At 47.7% G+C, this 18,564-nt stretch carries 18 protein-coding genes and 2 pseudogenes; 12 read left to right on the top strand and 8 right to left on the bottom strand.

From position 1 onward, the window contains the following. The 3 genes and pseudogenes from ACESTR_RS14305 to ACESTR_RS14315 all read left to right on the top strand — a co-directional run. Nucleotides 1–144: DUF4120 family protein (locus ACESTR_RS14305; RefSeq protein WP_346990145.1), on the top strand; the 144-nt coding region annotated here is incomplete at its 5' end. Between the two features lie 103 nt (nucleotides 145–247). Continuing rightward, the gene (locus tag ACESTR_RS14310; RefSeq protein WP_044054665.1) at nucleotides 248–493 is read left to right on the top strand and encodes a type II toxin-antitoxin system ParD family antitoxin; all 246 of its coding nucleotides are present in this window, start codon (nucleotides 248–250) and stop codon (nucleotides 491–493) included. Further along, nucleotides 486–689 (top strand): annotated as a pseudogene (locus ACESTR_RS14315) (type II toxin-antitoxin system RelE/ParE family toxin); the annotation flags it as partial. The gene ACESTR_RS14310 and the pseudogene ACESTR_RS14315, both read left to right, overlap by 8 nt. Here the strand turns inward: ACESTR_RS14315 and ACESTR_RS14320 are convergent. Together ACESTR_RS14320 and ACESTR_RS14325 are read right to left on the bottom strand one after the other, a co-directional pair. Beyond that, entirely contained in the window at nucleotides 591–1,616 is a 1,026-nt protein-coding gene (locus tag ACESTR_RS14320) for a Y-family DNA polymerase (protein ID WP_346990144.1), read from the bottom strand. The pseudogene ACESTR_RS14315 and the gene ACESTR_RS14320 overlap by 99 nt on opposite strands. Then, nucleotides 1,613–2,497 (bottom strand): S24 family peptidase, encoded by an 885-nt coding sequence (locus tag ACESTR_RS14325; protein WP_014775772.1) that lies wholly within the window; start codon nucleotides 2,495–2,497, stop codon nucleotides 1,613–1,615. Before ACESTR_RS14325 ends, ACESTR_RS14320 begins: the two co-directional genes overlap by 4 nt. Nucleotides 2,498–2,788: 291 nt before the next feature. On the opposite strand from ACESTR_RS14325, the gene ACESTR_RS14330 reads away from it, so the two are divergent. From ACESTR_RS14330 to ACESTR_RS14370, 9 genes are all read left to right on the top strand, one after another. Continuing rightward, complete coding sequence (locus ACESTR_RS14330; RefSeq protein WP_014775773.1) at nucleotides 2,789–4,465, top strand: tetratricopeptide repeat protein; 1,677 nt, start codon at nucleotides 2,789–2,791, stop codon at nucleotides 4,463–4,465. 238 nt (nucleotides 4,466–4,703) lie between these two features. Beyond that, nucleotides 4,704–5,126, top strand: a complete 423-nt coding sequence (locus ACESTR_RS14335; RefSeq protein WP_014775774.1) for a DUF3244 domain-containing protein — start codon at nucleotides 4,704–4,706, stop codon at nucleotides 5,124–5,126. A 56-nt stretch (nucleotides 5,127–5,182) separates the two neighbouring features. Next, nucleotides 5,183–6,799 (top strand): hypothetical protein, encoded by a 1,617-nt coding sequence (locus ACESTR_RS14340; protein ID WP_014775775.1) that lies wholly within the window; start codon nucleotides 5,183–5,185, stop codon nucleotides 6,797–6,799. A gap of 20 nt (nucleotides 6,800–6,819) precedes the next feature. Then, nucleotides 6,820–7,416, top strand: a complete 597-nt coding sequence (locus ACESTR_RS14345; RefSeq protein ID WP_042494055.1) for an outer membrane beta-barrel protein — start codon at nucleotides 6,820–6,822, stop codon at nucleotides 7,414–7,416. A gap of 86 nt (nucleotides 7,417–7,502) precedes the next feature. Then, nucleotides 7,503–8,417 (top strand): DUF4848 domain-containing protein, encoded by a 915-nt coding sequence (locus tag ACESTR_RS14350; RefSeq protein ID WP_167537968.1) that lies wholly within the window; start codon nucleotides 7,503–7,505, stop codon nucleotides 8,415–8,417. A 131-nt stretch (nucleotides 8,418–8,548) separates the two neighbouring features. After that, complete coding sequence (locus ACESTR_RS14355; protein ID WP_014775778.1) at nucleotides 8,549–9,424, top strand: DUF4249 domain-containing protein; 876 nt, start codon at nucleotides 8,549–8,551, stop codon at nucleotides 9,422–9,424. After that, a complete protein-coding gene (locus ACESTR_RS14360; RefSeq protein ID WP_014775779.1) occupies nucleotides 9,421–11,418 on the top strand; it encodes a TonB-dependent receptor plug domain-containing protein in 1,998 nt (665 codons plus the stop codon). The genes ACESTR_RS14355 and ACESTR_RS14360 overlap by 4 nt, the downstream gene beginning before the upstream one ends. A gap of 83 nt (nucleotides 11,419–11,501) precedes the next feature. Beyond that, nucleotides 11,502–14,000: a hypothetical protein gene (locus ACESTR_RS14365; RefSeq protein WP_014775780.1), complete on the top strand. Its 2,499-nt coding sequence runs from the start codon at nucleotides 11,502–11,504 to the stop codon at nucleotides 13,998–14,000. Nucleotides 14,001–14,032: 32 nt separating this feature from the next. Beyond that, nucleotides 14,033–14,494 (top strand): hypothetical protein, encoded by a 462-nt coding sequence (locus tag ACESTR_RS14370; protein ID WP_147344315.1) that lies wholly within the window; start codon nucleotides 14,033–14,035, stop codon nucleotides 14,492–14,494. 36 nt (nucleotides 14,495–14,530) lie between these two features. On the opposite strand, the gene ACESTR_RS14375 is transcribed toward ACESTR_RS14370, so the two are convergent. The 6 genes and pseudogenes from ACESTR_RS14375 to traK all read right to left on the bottom strand — a co-directional run bounded on the left by ACESTR_RS14375 (nucleotide 14,531) and on the right by traK (nucleotide 18,563). Further along, nucleotides 14,531–14,983, bottom strand: coding sequence for a TraQ conjugal transfer family protein (locus ACESTR_RS14375; protein WP_014775782.1), 453 nt, complete (start codon nucleotides 14,981–14,983; stop codon nucleotides 14,531–14,533). An 11-nt stretch (nucleotides 14,984–14,994) separates the two neighbouring features. Next, a complete protein-coding gene (locus tag ACESTR_RS14380) occupies nucleotides 14,995–15,597 on the bottom strand; it encodes a conjugal transfer protein TraO (RefSeq protein ID WP_014775783.1) in 603 nt (200 codons plus the stop codon). Nucleotides 15,598–15,599: 2 nt separating this feature from the next. Continuing rightward, complete coding sequence (gene traN / locus ACESTR_RS14385; RefSeq protein WP_014775784.1) at nucleotides 15,600–16,490, bottom strand: conjugative transposon protein TraN; 891 nt, start codon at nucleotides 16,488–16,490, stop codon at nucleotides 15,600–15,602. Nucleotides 16,491–16,496: 6 nt separating this feature from the next. Continuing rightward, nucleotides 16,497–17,555, bottom strand: a pseudogene (gene traM / locus ACESTR_RS14390) (conjugative transposon protein TraM); the annotation flags it as partial. An 18-nt stretch (nucleotides 17,556–17,573) separates the two neighbouring features. Beyond that, nucleotides 17,574–17,723 (bottom strand): hypothetical protein, encoded by a 150-nt coding sequence (locus ACESTR_RS14395; RefSeq protein WP_155835658.1) that lies wholly within the window; start codon nucleotides 17,721–17,723, stop codon nucleotides 17,574–17,576. A gap of 216 nt (nucleotides 17,724–17,939) precedes the next feature. Beyond that, complete coding sequence (traK, locus tag ACESTR_RS14400; protein WP_014775787.1) at nucleotides 17,940–18,563, bottom strand: conjugative transposon protein TraK; 624 nt, start codon at nucleotides 18,561–18,563, stop codon at nucleotides 17,940–17,942. Nucleotide 18,564 lies beyond the last annotated feature (1 nt).

The raw sequence follows: 18,564 nt of genomic DNA on the forward strand, positions 1-18,564 counted from the left end.
TTCGCGCCCTATTCGTTCCTCTTCAAGGAACGCTATCCCGACGGGAGTCTGGGCGTTGTCGGCGGATTGGTTTATCACGGACAGCCGGATCGATCGTGCTGTTTTATCAACCGCCCCTTTCACGGCTGGATGACCCATACCTGAAAAGTCGAAATCCGAATCGTCGATCCCGGCCGAGGCAATAAATCCGGCCGGGATTTTGTTTTATTATTAAATATTGGTAATTTTGCGTAAAGACAGCGTGATTATGAAAACGACATCGGTAGCCCTCGGGGTTTATTTCGAGGATTTCATTAAAGCGAAAATCGCACAGGGACGTTATAATAACGCCAGCGAGGTTATTAGGGCCGGTTTGCGGCTTTTGGAGGAAAACGAAAGCCGTCTGACGGAGTTGAAAGCCGCCATCCGCGAAGGAATCGACAGCGGCGTGGCCGAAGGATTCGATCCTGCGGAGCATCTGAGAACTCTGAAAGCGAAGCGGGCGAATGGCTGAGATTCGGTTTACCCGCAAAGCGGTCGAGGATCTCTCCGACATTTGGAACTATACGGCGGATACATGGTCGGAGCGACAGGCGGACACCTATTACTGGTTATTGATCGCCTCCTGCCGCAAGCTGGCAGGCAATCCCGTGCTGTTCGGCCGGGAATACAAGGAACTCGGGGAGAAGGTGTACGGCTTCAAGGTCAACAAACACATCGTCTTTTACCGTATTCCGGACGACGGGGCGATCGAGGTCGTGCGCATCCTGGTCGCGGAGCTTGCGGGCCGAGGAGCTGAGGTAACGGACCACGGCGGCCTTTACCTCGTTGAAATCGGAAGTCATTTTCCCGAATGCCCGCGACGTGCATATCTCCTGCTTGTCGGGCGGCGCCAGTTCCAGACTGATGCAGGGCGTCCCGTTCATCTCGCGCCAGAGGCGATCGCACACAACGGTCATGTTCTTGCGCACCCATTCGCGCGGCAGAACGGAGAAATCGTAGGCCGTGCGGATGCCCATCGCCGTCAGCCGCTTTTCATGCCGCCGTCCGATGCCCCACACATCGCCTATAGGCAGCTTTTTCAGCGCTTCCACGCGCTTTTCTTCCGTGTCGATAATGTAGAGCCCCCGCCGGGCATCGTCCGTCTTGGCGAGCTTGTTTGCGGCTTTGGCCAATACCTTCGTCGGGGCGATACCCAGACAGATCGGGATGCCGATTCCGCGCCGGGTGGAGCGAATGATGTCGCGCCCCAGCTTCTCGAAATCGAATCCTTCCATCCCCGTGAAATCGAGGAACCCTTCGTCGATGCTATACCGCTCATAATTCGGGGTGTAAGATGAAAATATACTGTGCATACGGTTACTCAAATCCCCATAAAGCTCGTAGTTAGAAGAGAACGTGACGATGCCGTGTTCCCGGATGGTGTCCGTTATCTGAAACATCGCGTCACCCATCTTGACGTATTTCTTCGCCAGCCGGTTCATGGCTATCGCACAGCCGTCATTGTTCGAGGCTACGATGATAGGCTTTCCGTAAAGCCACGGCTGAACGGATTCCTCGCAGGAGCAGTAGAAAGAATTTCCATCGGCAAGGCCGACCATCTGACGGGGATTCAGGGGCAATAGTTTCTGACTCATTTCTTACCTCCCTTCTTTACCCTTAATTGCCGGATGGAATGGGTTACGATACCCCAGAGCAGGCGTTCATTGTCTTCGGTAATTTGAATTGGAGCGTAATCCTTGTTGCCGGGCATCAGCCAGATCTCCCCGTTGTCGCGCAATTCAACGTATTTCATGGTGAAACCCTCGGTAGTGACGCATACGGCAAGGTCTCCCCACTGGGGTTCGAGCATCCGGTCTACAATCACCGAATCGCTGTCCTCGATGTCGTCGTCAATCAGGGAGAGGCCCTTTACCTTTCCGAAGAAGGTGCTGACCGGGTTGGGAATCAGCTCTTCGTTCAGGTCGATAAGCCCCTCGGCGGAAACATCGCTCTCCGGAAAAAACGAAGCTCGGATCGCCCGCCGCTCGAACAGCGCGGGTTGTTCCTTCTGCGGCAGGCGGTCGATAAGGCGTGTGCGCCGTCGCTTGAACCTCCGGACTTTGATGACGACCGTAACGACGCCCAGCACCCGCGCTTCGGTTTCGCCGTCGACAGGAAGCGTGTCGTCCGTTCCGCCGCCGAGAAGCCATAGCTCGCGCCCCTTTTTGCGGATGTATTTCAGCACGCGCTCGCCGCAGACCTCGCAGAGTGCGAGGTCCCCGGTATGCGGGGCAAGGCTCGTGTCGAAGAGGATGCCGTCGCCCTGTTCGAGTTCTTCTTCGACCATATAGTAGTCCCGAATGCGGGCATAGTAGGTCGCACCCGGATTGAGTATTAGGACTTCGTTCAGGTCGATGCGGTCGCCGATATAGTCCGTGGCCGGCGAGGGGAATCCCGCCGGAATTCCCTCGCTGACGTAGGGCAGCGATTTGGCCTTTACCGTAACAAGTCCGTATATATCGAAATGAATATTCATTAGATACAGTTATGGCGCAGGGAATACAATGGCAGCACGCAATGCTATCGGGCATTGTGTTGTCATTTCATCAATTATTTAAGCCGGCCGTATACCGACAATGTACATGATTGGAAGTTGCGTCCTTTCCGTAGTACTCTCCTGCGGAGTTTATGTGCAAAAATAACGGAAAATTTCGTGCCTATGTTGTGTGAATCTAAAAGATACTACAAGGCACACATACTTTCCAGCACTTTTATTATGCTTTGAGGTCCATTTTTATTATCTTTGGTCGTCACCTTGCATTCTTCTATGATAAACGGAACAAACAGAATACTGACAATCATTATCCTGATCATTGGGATAAGTACTGGATGTTCGGGAAATAAAACCGTCGAATCGCAGTTGTCCCGAGCCGAGCAGGTGATGCAATCATTGCCGGACAGTGCCCTTCGAATCATTGAAAATATCGATACAGACGATATTTCACGCCGTAGTACCCGTGCCCGCTATGCACTCCTGTATTCCCAGGCCCTCGACAAGAATTACATCGATCAGACAAATGATTCACTCATTCGTATCGCCGGTAAATACTACCGTTCACAAGGCAATATACGAGCCCAAGTTCTTACAGGTTACTATCATAGCAGAATTTTATGCAATAACGGAGATTATACACGGGCACTGTTACTTCTCCTGCGAATAGAAGATAAAGCTCAGGAGTTGAACGATCCTTACTTGCTGGGTATGTTATATCATCAAATCAGCGAGATATATACCACACGCTATGATTACCCCAATAAATTGAAATTCGCACAACAGGCATACGACAGCTATCTCAGTGCTGGTCTGAAAAATCATTGCGGGTATGCACTTTTCGATATTGGCGAAGCATACTTCAACTTGGAAGACTATGACAATGCTTTCGAAAACTATAAAAAATCACTCTACATAGCTATTGAAGAACAGGATTCAGTTATGCAGCGTTCCTGTCTCAGCAATATCGCAATGGCATGCGTTGGGCAACGTGAACCCGAAAATGCGATTGCGGCGTTATGGCAGATTAAGCAACAACTGCATGAAGATTGGGATGACCAAGAATATATCTCTATGGCTAATGCTTATCTTATTGCCAATCGACTGGACAGTGCGCAATATTACCTGAACATGGCCGAAATTCGGCATGATGACGATCCTATTGCTATTGCACGATTGAAAAGCGCAGCAGCACGAATTCATATCAGAACCCGCGAATTGACGAAAGCCGCAACTGAATTTCAATATTGTCTTTCTGCCCAAGATTCGCTATTCAGAATAGCCCTGCAGGAGTCTTATGCAAGTTTGCATCGGGATTATCTCGACAAACGGCAACGAGTTGCCCATCGTATGCTACTTATCATGCGGCAGCGTATCTGGCTTGCATCGGCTCTGTTCATCACTATAATACTCTTTGTAGGATTCATCGCTTTTGTGAACTTTCGCAAACGGCAGCTAACCGTTGCAAAATATATGTCGGCCATCGAAGATATAAATAATGCCAAGAAAATTTTGATGGTTAAACTCGATTCGCAGCAACAATCGGATACGACTGAATTACGGCGTATAATCAAAGATCGGTACTCTGTAATCGACCAACTCGCCTCTACTTATTACGAGCGTCAGGGCATGGACGAGCAAAAAGCCATTTACAATAAGGTAAAGAATTTGCTTGATTCCTATGCCTCTGATGAGAAAGGAAAACAGGAAATCGAACGAATCGTAAACCTCTGCTACGATAACGTGATGCAAAAGGTCCGAGAGGAATTACCGACTTTGAAAGATTGGGAACGCGATCTGCTTTGCTATGTGTACGCCGGTTTTTCGCTGCGTGTAATCAGTGTGTTCACCGGAGACAGTATCAACTATGTGGCAGTAAAAAAATCCCGTCTGAAGACAAAAATCGCCGAATCCGACGCTCCGTCAAAGGATTTTTTCATCAGTTTGATATAGTAAATCACTAACAACCAGATCATTATTTGCATTTGTGTAGATGCTTATTTTGCATCCACCTAATAATCAGTGTGTTATGAATGCGTAATAATTAGCCGCAAATATCGGCCGCAACAATCTGTAATACAGTGTGTTATACTTGTGTCTTGTAATGGTTTTACAAGGCATTTTTTCGTTTTGAACGGAAGGTATCTCTAATTTTGCTAATAATTAACTCACTTATTTAAATCCCTTAATTATGAAAACCTTTACTCTAATCCTCGCTGTTCTGATGCTGGTTCCGGCGATTCCTTTTGCCAGTTCTCTATGTGAATCGGAATACTCCTGTATGACCGGGAAAAAAGACAAAAATCATCAGCACACCTTCGAAATTATGATTACCTCTGGCCGGCCACGCCCTACGCGCCCCCGGATGATCGTTCCGACTCCCATTACCTGCATTTATGACGCACAGTCGGAATCTCTGAACTTCGTATTTTCTGAAAATCTCGGAGGAGTTACTATTACCATCGCAAATACTACTACGGGAACCGTCATCTATGACATGTGTTCAACCACTCCTGGAAACTGTAAGGTCATGTTGCCGGATGAAGAAGGCGAATACCAGATACTACTTGAAGGAGATCACGGAGAAATCTACTCCGGAGTATTCGATCTGTAACCTTCGGTAAATATGTAATTTGATCATTCTTTATCAACTTATAAATTACATCCATTTTGAAAAAAGTATTCACTTTAATCGTCTTGTCGGTTGCCCTGTACTCCTGTTCTCAGGATGAAACGCTGAACGACACAGCAGTGTCCGAACCTGAAAAGGCGGTGGCAGGCACGCCCCCCGGCGTACTTTGTTTCAGCTCGACAGAAGATCTGAATTTCGCCATATCAGCAATGAAAGAGACGAAAAATCTTGACATTCGACATAATCCCATGACCCGCGCGGCAGTTGCCGGGCCTGTAGACGGTTTCGTTTCCCTGCGAGAGCATCTGATCGATCAGGGGCTTCGGGAGTTTACCGATGCGGAACTTGCGGAAATCATTGCCGACTCCCTTGAATATGAACCCGAAGACAGCCTCATCGTAGACCCCTATATGACAGCCATTCTCAACGGTGAGCGTGAAGTACAAGTTGGTAATAAAATTTGCCGTTTCGTGGATGAAGGCATGGTAATGTACGATGTTGCCGATAAAGAAAAATTTAAAGTTCAGGACATAGACCTTGCGCTAAAGAAGGTCGATGTAAATGCAATGGAAGAAGGGCAAACGGCCAAACTTCAAGGCGCCGACATGAACGCAGAATTAGTGAAAATCGACTATATAGCAAGTCATAAAATCGATGATACAAATCTCCATTTTATTCGGGACGACGGTAAACTTATAGAGGTTGGCGGTTCATCGGGCGGTTCATCGGGAGGCTCATCGGGAGGTTCGTCGGGTGGGTCATCGGGTGGCTCCGATTCGGAATACCGCTTGAACGAGAGTCCGGATACGAGAATTTTTCTTGTCGGGGGTGTACAAATCCCAGCCAACAAAATCAGAAGGGCAACATATAAAAAAGGCGGTGGTAACGGCAGTTGGCTGGCTAAAGGTGTCTCCAGTGTCTTTGGGACGAATGTGACCATAACCAACAATTACGATAAGCGTCATCGGATGAAACTGCGCATGTATGAGCAGAACTACATTATCCATCGAGCTGTAGGTATGACCGTCCGCATGCAGGCAAGACGATTCCGGATTTGGTGGAGAAAGAAAGCTCAGGAATTCCGTTATGGCTGGTCTGCTATCGAATGTGAATATGACATGAAAACTCCGACATTCCAGCCTCCCCAAATGCCGGGTGGAGTGACACCGGAGTACAGCAGAATTCCTACGGCCATGACCAAGAAATTCCCGTTCGCCAATTCTAAAATCATTCTTTTCAATGTACCTATTGCTAACTACGATGTAACAACTGGAACTATTAACTCGGTATTCGCAAAAGGAGTAAATGCGATCGCCAAGAATATGAAAAAGTGGTTCGATGCCCCGGAAAATAAGAATACGAAAAAATACCCGCGCGGAATCTTTACCGAAGTAGATTCCAAAACCATAAGGGTCATTTATCCACAGGGAGAAGAAAAGGATTGGAATACCGGACGTGAAGTGGTAAAGTGGGATGCCGAATGGTTTTCCGGAGATTTCTCAGTCGGTTTTGCATACAACTCGCCCGGAGGCGGATTCAAATTTGGTAGTTTGGATGTTAAAGCTGCTAAAAAAGTTCACATCGTCCGAGGCCAGATATATGGGGCTGTAAAATATCGCAATGAATGGCGGGCTTGTGTAATCGCAACGGAGTAGTCAGTTATAAATTCGTCAATATGAAAAAACTAATTCTTGCATTGGCATTGCTATGCGCCTTCCAAAGTAATGCCCAAAGCACCCCGTCAGCAAAAAGATCCGATTGTGAAGTAAGACGGTTCGAAGGCGAAATCGGCGTGGGAATCAATTTCGGAGCCGATAAACTGAATTTCAACAGCAATAGGATCGGTGCTACATTTTTTGCCGAAGGACGCTATAACCTACAGCGGCTTCCAATAGATGTCGGACTACAGATTGCAGGATCGATTTTTCATCGAGATGCAGACAATGCCGGGAATCTGGAATTCCAAACATGGAACGTACTGGCTGTAACGGACTACAATTTCAGAAGGTGTAACAAAGTATCATTCTTTGCAGGCTTCGGCCTTGGCTATACCGCTTTGGACACCTCCGGACCTATCCGCTTTGACAATTCAAATCCCAACTGGGCCGGTTTTTCCACGGGAGACAAAAAAGGATCATTCTGTTTCATGCCGCGTGTCGGTGTTGAACTGTTCCACCGTTTGCGCTTTACCTTCGACTATAAGTTACAGGAAAAGGCAAACCGGCATTTCGATCTTACCGTAGGTTTTGTTTTCGGCGGTGGACGAAAATAACGCTCCATTTTTCAGACCCACAAATGTATCAAGTAACTGCCGAAAAACTTTACGAGTAGGCAAAAATCAACTAACTCATAATGATTATGAAATTTACAAAACTTATCATGCTGGCCTCGGTCGTATCTTTGGCCTGTGCCTGTGAAAAAGAGATGCCCGCCGAGACTGTGCCCGCGCCGGATCAGGCGAAAGAAACGCGCGTTTCGACGCAAATGCTATCGTTCTCTTCGATCGAAGAAATGGGGCAGCAAATCAACGAACTGGGAGCTATGGATGAAGTGGCCCTGAGTGCATGGTATGCTGCGCACAATTTCGAATCCCAGAGCGATGCCGTCTATCGTGTCGCAGCGGAGATCGAGGACGCAAAAACTTTGGCTGAAGCCGAAGCAATCAAGGCCAGCTATGCGCCATATTTCCTTTTCAATGAAAATCCCGATGATGAGGAGAGTTTCAATCCCTATATTCGCAACGAAAATCCGGATTACGCCTATGTCTGCAACATCAACGGCGATGTCGTGATCGGCGGGCAGGTAATAAACTTCAACACGATCAGCGATGTCAAGGATACGCATGAATACCAACTTACGCACGAGACCTTAACCAGAACTGTCGAACAGAGCCGGAATTATCTCAAGTCCACCGTGGGTAAACACAAATTCTGGGCAGAGGGACGTTTCGAGCCCAAGGACGATTTTGTAAAAGTGGAATTCACGGCACACCGGAAAGGGACGTTCGGATGGAATAAAACCAAACAAAATTACCATTTGAGAAACGGTCGTTCAAGCTATCCGAACACATGGGAGCTTTTTGAAAGCATCGGCTATGAACTTATCAACGGATCAAAAGATTTCTGGACCGGCACCTTGAATCCGCACAGACTGAAAAATGTCGGCCGTATCGCTGCCGGCAAAACGGCATCCTTTTCCATGATGGTTTATACTGCCGGAACACTTCAAGCCGGTGAAGGCCGTCTCGATCTGTATTTCACGTCTGCACGGTAATCTACTGAATTCGCAATATTTGCTGAGTTCATGTAAAATCGTTCGTTTTCTATGAAGAGTTTTTTCCGACTGCTATACACAACATGAATTATTCATCAGTTGCCATCCTGACAAACCCAAACAGATTTTGCATGAATATCATTCGAACCTTGAGTATGACGGTGTTAATCACCGTCATACTTTCCTCTTGTGAAGTGGATTATGATTTTGAGGGTAAAGACCTCAAAAGGCGCGTTGTCGTCAACGCGCTGATCACCCCGCAGGAAGAGTTTGCCGTCCGACTGAATTGGAGCGGCACATATACCGACGGCACGAAATTCAAAGCTGTCGCGGACGCCGAAATCCGGCTGTATGAGAACAACGCAGAGGTCATCAACTGCCCGGCTGACAGGGAAGGAATAACTGCGACCGACTTTGTACCTACTGCCGGCCGGCATTACCGGTTAGTCGTCACCGTTCCGAATTACGGGGAATTGTCCGCAGAAACAGATATTCCGCAGGCTCCGGCCGGTTCTCTTGTCTTCGCCCGTCAAAAAGGCTGGTACCGGCATTTCGATATGACGGAGTTGACGGTCCCGGACGACACCAAGTCGGTATGGATTCGGGGCAAGCGCAGATACAACGGCTGGAAGGATGTCTTTGAATACTATACGACCTCTGCATTTGTCGACCAGATCAATGGTTCCAACGACGCTTCCGAAGCCAACGACAAAGGAAGCACCGTGAATTTCGAGCAGTTTTTACGCATCCCCTATGAAAACTGCGAGGCGGTTGTTCCGCTGCGCTTCTCCGTCTTCGGAGCTGAAGACGAAAAACATATTTTCCAAGTAATCACCGCATCGGACACCTACGACCGTTATATGAAATCGCGCTACAAACAGGAACTCAATACCGAATGGGGCGGTGAGGAAAATCCGTTCGTCGAGCAAATTACGGTTTACACGAATATCAGCAACGGCCTGGGCATCTTCGCCGGGTACAACTACTACAAAACCCTTGAGATATGAAACGGTGGATTTTTTGCTGCCTGTCACTCTTGCTTGTGGGGACGGCCCTTGCTCAGACGCCCGCCGACAGCGTATCCCGCAGCGAAGCGATCGATTCGGTCGTTGTTACAGCCCGGAAACCTTTGATGATCTACAAACAGACGGGCAACATCGCAGTCAACATCGAGCAGCTCAAGTATGCTCCGCTGTTCGCCGGCGAGAAGGATATTTTCAAATTCCTGCAGCTCCTTCCGGGAGTCTCGGCCGGAAAGGACGGCATGTCGGGTCTGCTGGTGCGCGGCGGCAGTAACGACCAGACCCTAATTCTTTACGACGACGTGCCAATCTACAACCAGGCGCACGCCTACGGCATTCTCTCGATTTTCAGCGGCGAGACCGTCCAATCCGCCGAGGTGTCGAAAGGCTACATATCGCCTGCCTACGGATCGCGTCTTTCGGCCCTGACGCAGATCCGCACACGCGACGGGGACCGGCAGGACCACCGACAGTCGCTTACCGTGGGAACGCTTTCGCTGGCCGGAACCGTCGATGGCCCCATCGTTCGAAACAAAGGTTCATACCTCGTTTCTGCCCGTTATTTCTTTCCTGAAGCAGTCTTGGCGCTGGTCGGCAATGCCGTCCGTTTCGGGTTCTACGACCTGACCGGGAAACTCTCTTACGATATTCACCCCGGCCATACCCTGAGTCTGGGAGTCTATTCCGGGGACGATCACATGACCAACAAGGAGGATTATGCCCGGAACGAATACGGCTGGGGCAATACCACGGCGTCGCTTCGTCTGGAATCCCGATGGAGCGACAACCTGCGGTCCTCGATAGTCGCTTATTATACCTACCTGCAGAACCGGCAGGAGTCAGAATACGAGGACGATGATTTTAAAAACTGGGGCAAAACGACATATAAAACGCATGAGTTCGGGGCGCGTCTGACATTCGATCAGCGTCTCACACGAGCATGGTCGCTCGATTACGGAGCGAATATATCACACCAACGCTTTATGCCGATGCACTCGAAAGGTTATGTCAACGGACAGCACAAAGAGCGCGGCTATTCTTCCGAGCAGCTTGTTTCGGGGGCGCTTTTCCTGAACAACCGGTTTCAATGGGGCGGCTGGCGGGCAGATGTCGGAATCCGGGGCGCTATGTATGACAACTCGGAGCAAACCAGATTCGCCGTAGAACCGCGGGCGCAACTCGCGTATGATTTCGGCAACGACAATGCCATATGGCTTTCGGGCACGATCAATTCGCAGGCATTGGTGCAATACAATCGCTACTACTATTCCATGCCGATCGACTTCTGGACGCCTTTTAGGGACGGGAAATTACAACATGCATGGCAGGTGGCGCTCGGCGGCCGGGCCCGGCTGCGGGAGAATCTGACCCTCTCGCTGGAGGGCTATTACAAGCGCATGCGCAACCTGCCGCTGATCTACGACAGCGACGATTTCCTGCTGGGGCGCGGCGGCTTCGTCTACGGAACAGGCCGGGCATGGGGACTTGAGATCATGTTGCAGCGGCAGACGGAGCGGCTGAGCCTGACGGTATCGTACACTTATACGAATTCCCGACGCAGTTCGGAGGGCGTTAGCTATCCCTTCGAGTACGACGTACCACATGATTTCAACACGTTCCTCAGCTACGATGTCCTGAAAAGGCCCGGAAGGAGACATACGTTCACTTTCAATATGTCCTGGCGGTCCGGCCTTCCGTACCGCCTGACGAACGAGAGCTATCCCGATACTAACGGCAATCCGATCGTCGGCATTACGGCCTATCCTTCGATGCGCATGCGCAATTACTTCCGTTCGGACATAAGCTACAACATGGAGCGCCGGAAACGCAACGGCGTCCGTAACTGGCAGTTCTCGATCATCAACTGGACATGGCACAAGAACCCGGTCTGCATCTATCCATACCAAGGGACCTATAAGGCGACTGTTTTAGTGCCGATCATGCCGTCGGTTTCCTACACCCGAACGTTCGGGAAATAGTTCTCATAGCCCTCCAATTACGGCTTATTTGTGGGCTTACACTTCATAATTAATATCTTTATTTCAACCTAAACCTCAATCCTATGAAGAAAAATCTACTTGTTTTAGCTATTGCGGTCCTGCTGATCGGCTGCTCCAAATTTGAGGAACCACCTTCTGACACTCCAATAAGAGAGAGCAAGACCAGATCGGCACTCGCAGCCCAAGACAACCCCTATTCTCTGACTAATGTTCAAATGGCAATGGATAAAGTATCTGTAGAGATGGGACAACCGACAATAAAATTAAAACCGACACATTATTACGTCCGTTTCTTGCCTAAAGATTCAACGGAATATACCAGATTACTGGACTCCTCGAATCTTATGCTTTTCACCTATCCCCTTGACCGGGAACTGACAGATGAAGAAGTTGAATTCTTTGAAAACGATACTACAAATACTTATGGCTATCCTTGGCATTATACTAAAGTGCCGACTGACTATATATTTCCGGATGGCATTATCCATGAAATACTCGATGAAGTAGTTGTCGAAACTTTTGATGACAATGATATTAATGCTGGCGTGTCAAATAAACTGACTGAGGACGTGTGGGATCGGGTGATGATAAAATCCATGAGATTGCCCGACCAAACTGCTCAAACACGCTCAAGCTACAAATGGCGTCCCTATGCAAGTGTTCGGTACGTTGATGACTTCAATGGTCAAACTATTCCTCTTGTTGGGGTTCGGGTTCGATGTCATCATCTTCTTCATTTTGAGGAATGCTTTACAAACGCTAATGGTGAGGCAACCTCGTTAGGTAGCTTCAAACAACCTGCACGATATAAGATATTCTGGGAGGATCAAAAATATTGGGATATTCGGGATGGTCTCACATGGCAGGCAAAAACAAAAGGTCCCCGAATGACCGGACGTTGGGAGTTGGTAATCTCCGGAGACACCGAAGATGCAATGTTCGCCGCAATACATCGTGCTTGCCGGGCTATTTTCCACGACAATCCGTTTGGGATTACAAGACCTAAACGTGGTCGAATAAAACTATGCGCCTTTTATAAGAAAGATGTCGGAAAAAATGGCGACCATGCAGGAATTACCGTCGGAATATGGCCTGATATTCGGATATTCAGAAAGGTTAAAGGCAATACAAGATCCCGATGGGAAATTACATCAACTGCGCTCCATGAACTCGGACACGCTTCACACCATCGGGCTGTCGTTGAATTGCCTGGCTCTAATCGAATTGAAGATTTTGTGCTGGCGGATGGAATACTCAAGGAAAGTTGGGCTCGGGGAATCCAATTTGCATTTATGAATTGGCTATACCCAAATCAAGTGAACAAAATAAGACCTGACTATTTTGAAAATTATACCGGAGTCGTTGAAGGACTGATGAATCAGGGACTTACCCTAAAACAGATCGAAGGAACAGTAGTGGGAAACAGACTTTGGCGCGGATGGCGTCGAGATGTTAAAGCACTTCATCTCGTTGACGATATTATTGTGGATATGATTTTTGATAATCCCTACATGTTCTGGGCGGCAGATTTCAAAAACCTTATCATCGGCACATCGCAGATTTATACGGATACTGAGGTAACTTATTCATTGCCCCAAAGTGATAAGCTGCCATCCGCCATATCAAATTCCGGCTGGACAGTTTCCGGCGAAGGATACACAATCATCAAAAAAGAGAATCGGTCGATAAAACTGCGATTCAATACTCTCGGTGAACGGACCCTAACAGCACATCTAAAATTAATTGACGGAACAGACTATGATGTAATCAAAAAAATTAATGTAACTTCACGGGGTACAATTTACGGATCGCCAAATCCCCACACGGGAGAGTGGACAGTATACAGGTTAAGTAATTACACCGGAACAGTTGACAAATGGGAATTTGAAGGACTACCTTCCAAATATTATTGGATCGTATCCCAAACATCAAATAGTGTCACTGTTGTATTTAAGTCATCCGGCAGCGCAACGATAAAAGCAAAAATTCAGAATAGTGAACTGGCAACAAAGTCAATAAAAATACCGACAGACATGCCTATCAATTCATTTTGTGCTTACAAGAATACAGATTGGCCTTATGACTTTTGGATAGATAATGTTTCCAATTATACGCCTAATCCTTCGGTGTATTATAATGGATCACGGACATTAGAACCCAAAACGTCAAAGCAGCATTTTATGGCCTATGGATCACGGCCTTCGTCAAGCCATCCCAACTATTCTCTTCTGAAGCCAATATATGAAAACGGGTTTCATCATGGTAAATATGCATACGACCAGCGAACCTATCCCGAATTTTCACAATATGGAATAAAGGCATGGGTATTTTCATCACAGCGCCCCGGTACGGTTCCTCTTTATTTGATTGAAGACAGTCAATATAAGGATAAGAAAATGGTCTACACCATCAGTTATTTAACTCAGGAAAATCTTGGCGCATGGCGAAAAGTTTCATCATGGTATTGGAACTGGCTCGGAACAAGAAAAAAAGGAGATCGAAATTGGACGGAACGAAAGAATTTCGGCGTTATGGGATACGTTTATCCATACATTCCTTAACTGGACTTGTTAATTATCAAATTATTATGATTATGAGAAAAATATTGATTATATCCATAACCGCATTCACCGCTGCATTATTTATCGGTTGCTCTGACTCGGATTATTCGTATACTTCGAATTATATTTACAAGAACGACAGTTCTCGGGATATTACAATGAAATCATACAATTACGCTAATGGTGATCTTCTCGAAGATGCAAATTATACATTCGTAATCCCTGCCGGAAAAGCCCATACACTGCGTTTTGACACTGAAGGCGGATTCCCGTATCCATTTATGTGGACAAGCCCGACAGGTGCGGATTATATTGTCATTTCGAACGGAGAGAAACAATTTACAAACACCCGACACTCATCCACTGGAGAAGATAAATTATTCAGATCAGAAACGTATGAAATCTTGAAAAACAATGATAAAAAACGGAATAGAACCTATCAATATATTTTTACGGATAGCGACTTTGAGAATGCAACACACATAGAACCTTAATGAAGCAAAAGGGGCGGAAAATTTCCGCCCCTTTTGCTATTCTCGACTAACGGTATCAAAGCTCACCGTCAAATCCCTTTTTAGTCCGAAGTTGTCGATCACGAAAAATACAACCTCGGATTTCTCGTCACTGAGACTCTGATAAAAGAGCGTGAAGCTCAAATTATACGGATCACTGTCGTTGAAACCGACGATCGCAGGCAATTCAACGCTCTCTCTGTTTACAAGGCGGTTTGCGGCAGCATCCAGCACTTGTCCGGCCCCTTGCATCTGAATGTACCCGAAATGGTATTTAGCGCCTTTGAAATCTCCCTGCCGACGAAGCGTGAAACGTATTTCTACGAGTTCGTCCGGTTTTATATCCTCCGGCAGATGCCATGTGCCCAATGCGAAGTCGTAATTCTGCTGTACCTCGATATGATCGTCACATGCACTCGCAAAAATGAGCGATGCTAAAGCTATGAGGCAAATACATACTAATCTTTTCATTCCTCGATCTTTTAATTGATGATAAACCGAAATCCGATTCCCCAGGTAGTATGGAATGTCCCGGTAGAAGAGCCGAATGTACAATATTCTCGAAGGTTCAACAGCACAATAACCCGGTTTGAAAGATAGCCTTCAAGAGATGCCGAAAGCCGCCCGCCGTATATAATACTATCATCGCTGCGCAACGTCGCTCCGTCCCTGAGATGTTTATCACCCCAGTTGGTTGTTTCGTACCCCGCGACACCCGCCAATCCTGCAAAAAGGGATATGTTGCGGCCGCGATCCGAAATCAAGGGGTGATTATAACCGGCCTCCGCGGTAAATTGTGCCATCGGCACGAGCTGATCGCCCAGCACGCCTTCGTATCGGTAATCCTTACGAAGACAGGAGACCGCGAAATTCCAATAACTGTGATTCCGGTTATAGCGCGTCAGTTCCAACTCGCCCCAGAACCGGTATGCTCCATGAGAATCCCGAAAAGAGAAACCATCGGCAATGCCCCCGTTGACACCGAGAGCAACCTGTCCGGGTAATCCGCGTTGGGCATACACTTCACCGGGATTGAGCAGCAATGCGGCCCAAAGCCCCAAGCATAACATAATGATTGCCCGCATAGCTACCTGATTTTAAGTTCCTCGACTGTATGAGCATCCACCAAATCCGTATTCTGAATCATAAACGACTGGTGACGGCCGCCGTTCTTTTCGAATACATCCATGATAAGCACTTTATCATCCGGGATGGTGAACTTCTGAAAAACATAAACATTACGCAGGGTCTCTCCGGCTTTCACGGCTGCGATCGCATTATATGCCCGGACCGGCTCGACGAATGTTTCCTGCAGTGCCGTGCGTTTAGCGACTTTTCTGTCGGCAATACGGAACCGGATATGATCGATGTCGAAATTTACGTTTGAACTGTTGCTCAGGGAGACATGAATGTAAAATAGGTCGTTGTGAATGTAAATTCCCCTCAACAACAGTTGCATGCCGAATCGTTTGCTGCCGATGTTCTTAATCAATCGTGCATCCTTTTTATGGATCGTGTACATGATTCGGTTTACGGTAAGCGGGTTTTCATCGCCGAGTTCCTGAAGCCTGACATACGTCTGCGTGGATGCGAAATCACCATAGGGGTCTTTATGCAGCCAGTCTTCCATCTGAATGGAAAGGCGCCCCGGTACATCGGCATAAATGGCGTTGAAGGCGTAAAATACTCCGTCCGAGGTGATGACGCTGAAATTCGTTTCGCCGGGAAATCCCCGCACCGCAGATTTTACCCGCAGGACATTTTCTGCTCCATCCGCTTTACCGGCAACAAGGTCCGTTGATCCCAGATCAACGTATTTTACGGCTGCGGGGAAAAGAATATGTACGGTTTTGGCAAATGTCACCTCTACCTGATAGGGTTCAATCACCTGCTCCGGCGGTATCACCCGGGATGATTCCTGCGCTCCGGCCGCCCAAAAGCTGCAAAGGAAGAGGAAGGTAATTAATAACGTTTTCATGGAAAATTATTCTTTAGAAATGAGAATGATCTGATAACCCGCTTTCACGGTAACTTTTACCTGCCGCAGCTTTGAAGCAATATATTGCGTTCCTCCTGTCATGGCTCCTCGAACAAGATCCATTGCCACTTGCTGACCGGCATTCTGAGTGAATGAAATACTCGTTCCTAAGCCCGAACCGATTGACGCCGCAGCTTCCTTTGCCGCAGTTCGCTCTTTCGAATCGGGAACATATAACCCTTTTCCGCCGTCCAAATCAAAAGCGCTAAGTTCCACGGGGATGATATTACCAGCCTGTTCGATGCTCGACACGACAATCTGTAATCGCTGTCCTTCGATAGCCGCCGTACCGAATAGAAGGCTTCCGGCATCGATCTGACAATCGTTCACTCGTATAGGCTCCGTCAATCGCAGTCGAATTCGATCTCCGCTGCTGATTGTCTGGTCTTCATCCACACACACCCGAATACCGCGATGATTCGCTTGGGTATTGCTTCCTACGGCAGTATTGAATCCGAGATTACGTTCCCGGCCCAGTTCCGACAACAAAGAATCGGGTTCTACAGTCGCCAGTGTCGTAACAACCCCTTCACCTAAACTGCGGACCGGATGAACTGTAACTGTTTTGGAAGCACTGTTTCGTGCCGGCTCTGCGCGTTGTTCCCCGTTATTAAAGTATTTTGCCGCAAGCGCATATTGCTTTTCTGCAATTTCCATCGGATCAGGAGGAGTCTGGGGCTTCGTCTCAAGGCGCGATTCCAACTCCTCAACCTGCCGTTTCAGTTCTTCGACCTGCGGGTCTGTTTTCGGCGTACTGTAGAAATCGTTCAATAGTTGTGAGACTTCCCGATTCGCTTCCTGAGACTGAGTAATCGCATTCTGCGGATTGGATTTTTGCGGTGTGCCGGATGCTCCGTCGAGCAGCGAAAAAGAGTTCGAATCGAAGGCCGACACACGATCCTGCTGTTGCTGTTCCGAGTTGACACGTTCCAATGCCTTTTGTTTGCTGGCTTCAATCCCCGGACTCCGGCCATCAGGAACAGTCATGTTGAAAGAATTCTCACCCGGAGTTTCCGCCTTACTTCAGCCGCCGAAAATCAAATACATACAACCAAGGAACGGCACGAGCAAAATCAAAGCGGCCAGAACGGTCTTTTTCCGTTGTTCCTTTTGCGGGTCCTTCTGAATATTATCGGACGAACCCTTTTTTACATCAGTTTTATTATCTGCCATTTTATTTACGGTTTAATTGATTGTATATGTTCCATCTGCTTCTGCGGCCTCTCCGTAGACAGCCCATCGATAAGCTGCCAAATGTCGAGAACTGCAAAAATCACCAACATCCCAACGATTATCCACAGCCGTTCTCGTTGTGTACGGCGGTCTAAAAACGCCTTTACCTTCGCCTTGCTCCTTCTTATCCAGATGCGAGGCATGAGCAGTATTCTTTTAGCGGTCATAGGTTCCGAGGTCTTTGTTTTCAATGATGTTGAATCGCTCGATCAGGAACCCTTGCGGATTATTATCTGAACGTGTCGCGTTTACCAACTGGCATGTCGTAACGAGACTTCGCTCAGTAACACTGCTCTCACGTAAAATACGTTGCCGGGCATAAGTTTTCACCTGATACGGGTAATTCGTGAAATCACAGCGGATGCTGTCAACCTCGACTTTCTGGATGATATTTCCGGCTATCAGCCGATTGAAATAGCCCTTCTCCATTAAATCGCGGTAGTAACTCATTGCGCTTTTATCGGCCAGCAAAAGAGCTTTTGTAAGATTGCCTTCAATAGCGCTTTTATCCGGCGAGAGATCGAAGAATAACAGGTGAAAACGTCGGACATGTTCCCGTGCCTCAACAGGCCGGTTTTGTTGTAAATCCTGTGAGAGCGCCAGCATCAAGCTCCGGCCTTGATCCAGAACATAGATTTTCTGACGCTGCGCTTCGGCAAAGCTGTAGGACCTCCACACAACCAAAACCGTCAGGAGCATACAGCAACCCAGAAAAATGATTGCATACAAACGGATTTGCCGGAAACTGCTCTCTATATTTTTCAGTGCTTTAAATTCCATT

This window comes from Alistipes sp. DJF_B185 (genome assembly GCF_964250025.1).
Classification (GTDB): Bacteria; Bacteroidota; Bacteroidia; order Bacteroidales; family Rikenellaceae; genus Alistipes; species Alistipes finegoldii.

Bases quoted from the DNA above. Each gene is read 5' to 3' on its own strand.
- ACESTR_RS14310 (WP_044054665.1), top strand. From the start codon at position 248: ATGAAAACGACATCGGTAGCCCTCGGGGTTTATTTCGAGGATTTCATT.
- ACESTR_RS14320 (WP_346990144.1), bottom strand. From the start codon at position 1,616: ATGAGTCAGAAACTATTGCCCCTGAATCCCCGTCAGATGGTCGGCCTT.
- ACESTR_RS14325 (WP_014775772.1), bottom strand. From the start codon at position 2,497: ATGAATATTCATTTCGATATATACGGACTTGTTACGGTAAAGGCCAAA.
- ACESTR_RS14330 (WP_014775773.1), top strand. From the start codon at position 2,789: ATGATAAACGGAACAAACAGAATACTGACAATCATTATCCTGATCATT.
- ACESTR_RS14335 (WP_014775774.1), top strand. From the start codon at position 4,704: ATGAAAACCTTTACTCTAATCCTCGCTGTTCTGATGCTGGTTCCGGCG.
- ACESTR_RS14345 (WP_042494055.1), top strand. From the start codon at position 6,820: ATGAAAAAACTAATTCTTGCATTGGCATTGCTATGCGCCTTCCAAAGT.
- ACESTR_RS14350 (WP_167537968.1), top strand. From the start codon at position 7,503: ATGAAATTTACAAAACTTATCATGCTGGCCTCGGTCGTATCTTTGGCC.
- ACESTR_RS14355 (WP_014775778.1), top strand. From the start codon at position 8,549: ATGAATATCATTCGAACCTTGAGTATGACGGTGTTAATCACCGTCATA.
- ACESTR_RS14360 (WP_014775779.1), top strand. From the start codon at position 9,421: ATGAAACGGTGGATTTTTTGCTGCCTGTCACTCTTGCTTGTGGGGACG.
- ACESTR_RS14365 (WP_014775780.1), top strand. From the start codon at position 11,502: ATGAAGAAAAATCTACTTGTTTTAGCTATTGCGGTCCTGCTGATCGGC.
- ACESTR_RS14370 (WP_147344315.1), top strand. From the start codon at position 14,033: ATGAGAAAAATATTGATTATATCCATAACCGCATTCACCGCTGCATTA.
- ACESTR_RS14375 (WP_014775782.1), bottom strand. From the start codon at position 14,983: ATGAAAAGATTAGTATGTATTTGCCTCATAGCTTTAGCATCGCTCATT.
- ACESTR_RS14380 (WP_014775783.1), bottom strand. From the start codon at position 15,597: ATGCGGGCAATCATTATGTTATGCTTGGGGCTTTGGGCCGCATTGCTG.
- traN (WP_014775784.1), bottom strand. From the start codon at position 16,490: ATGAAAACGTTATTAATTACCTTCCTCTTCCTTTGCAGCTTTTGGGCG.
- ACESTR_RS14395 (WP_155835658.1), bottom strand. From the start codon at position 17,723: ATGGCAGATAATAAAACTGATGTAAAAAAGGGTTCGTCCGATAATATT.
- traK (WP_014775787.1), bottom strand. From the start codon at position 18,563: ATGGAATTTAAAGCACTGAAAAATATAGAGAGCAGTTTCCGGCAAATC.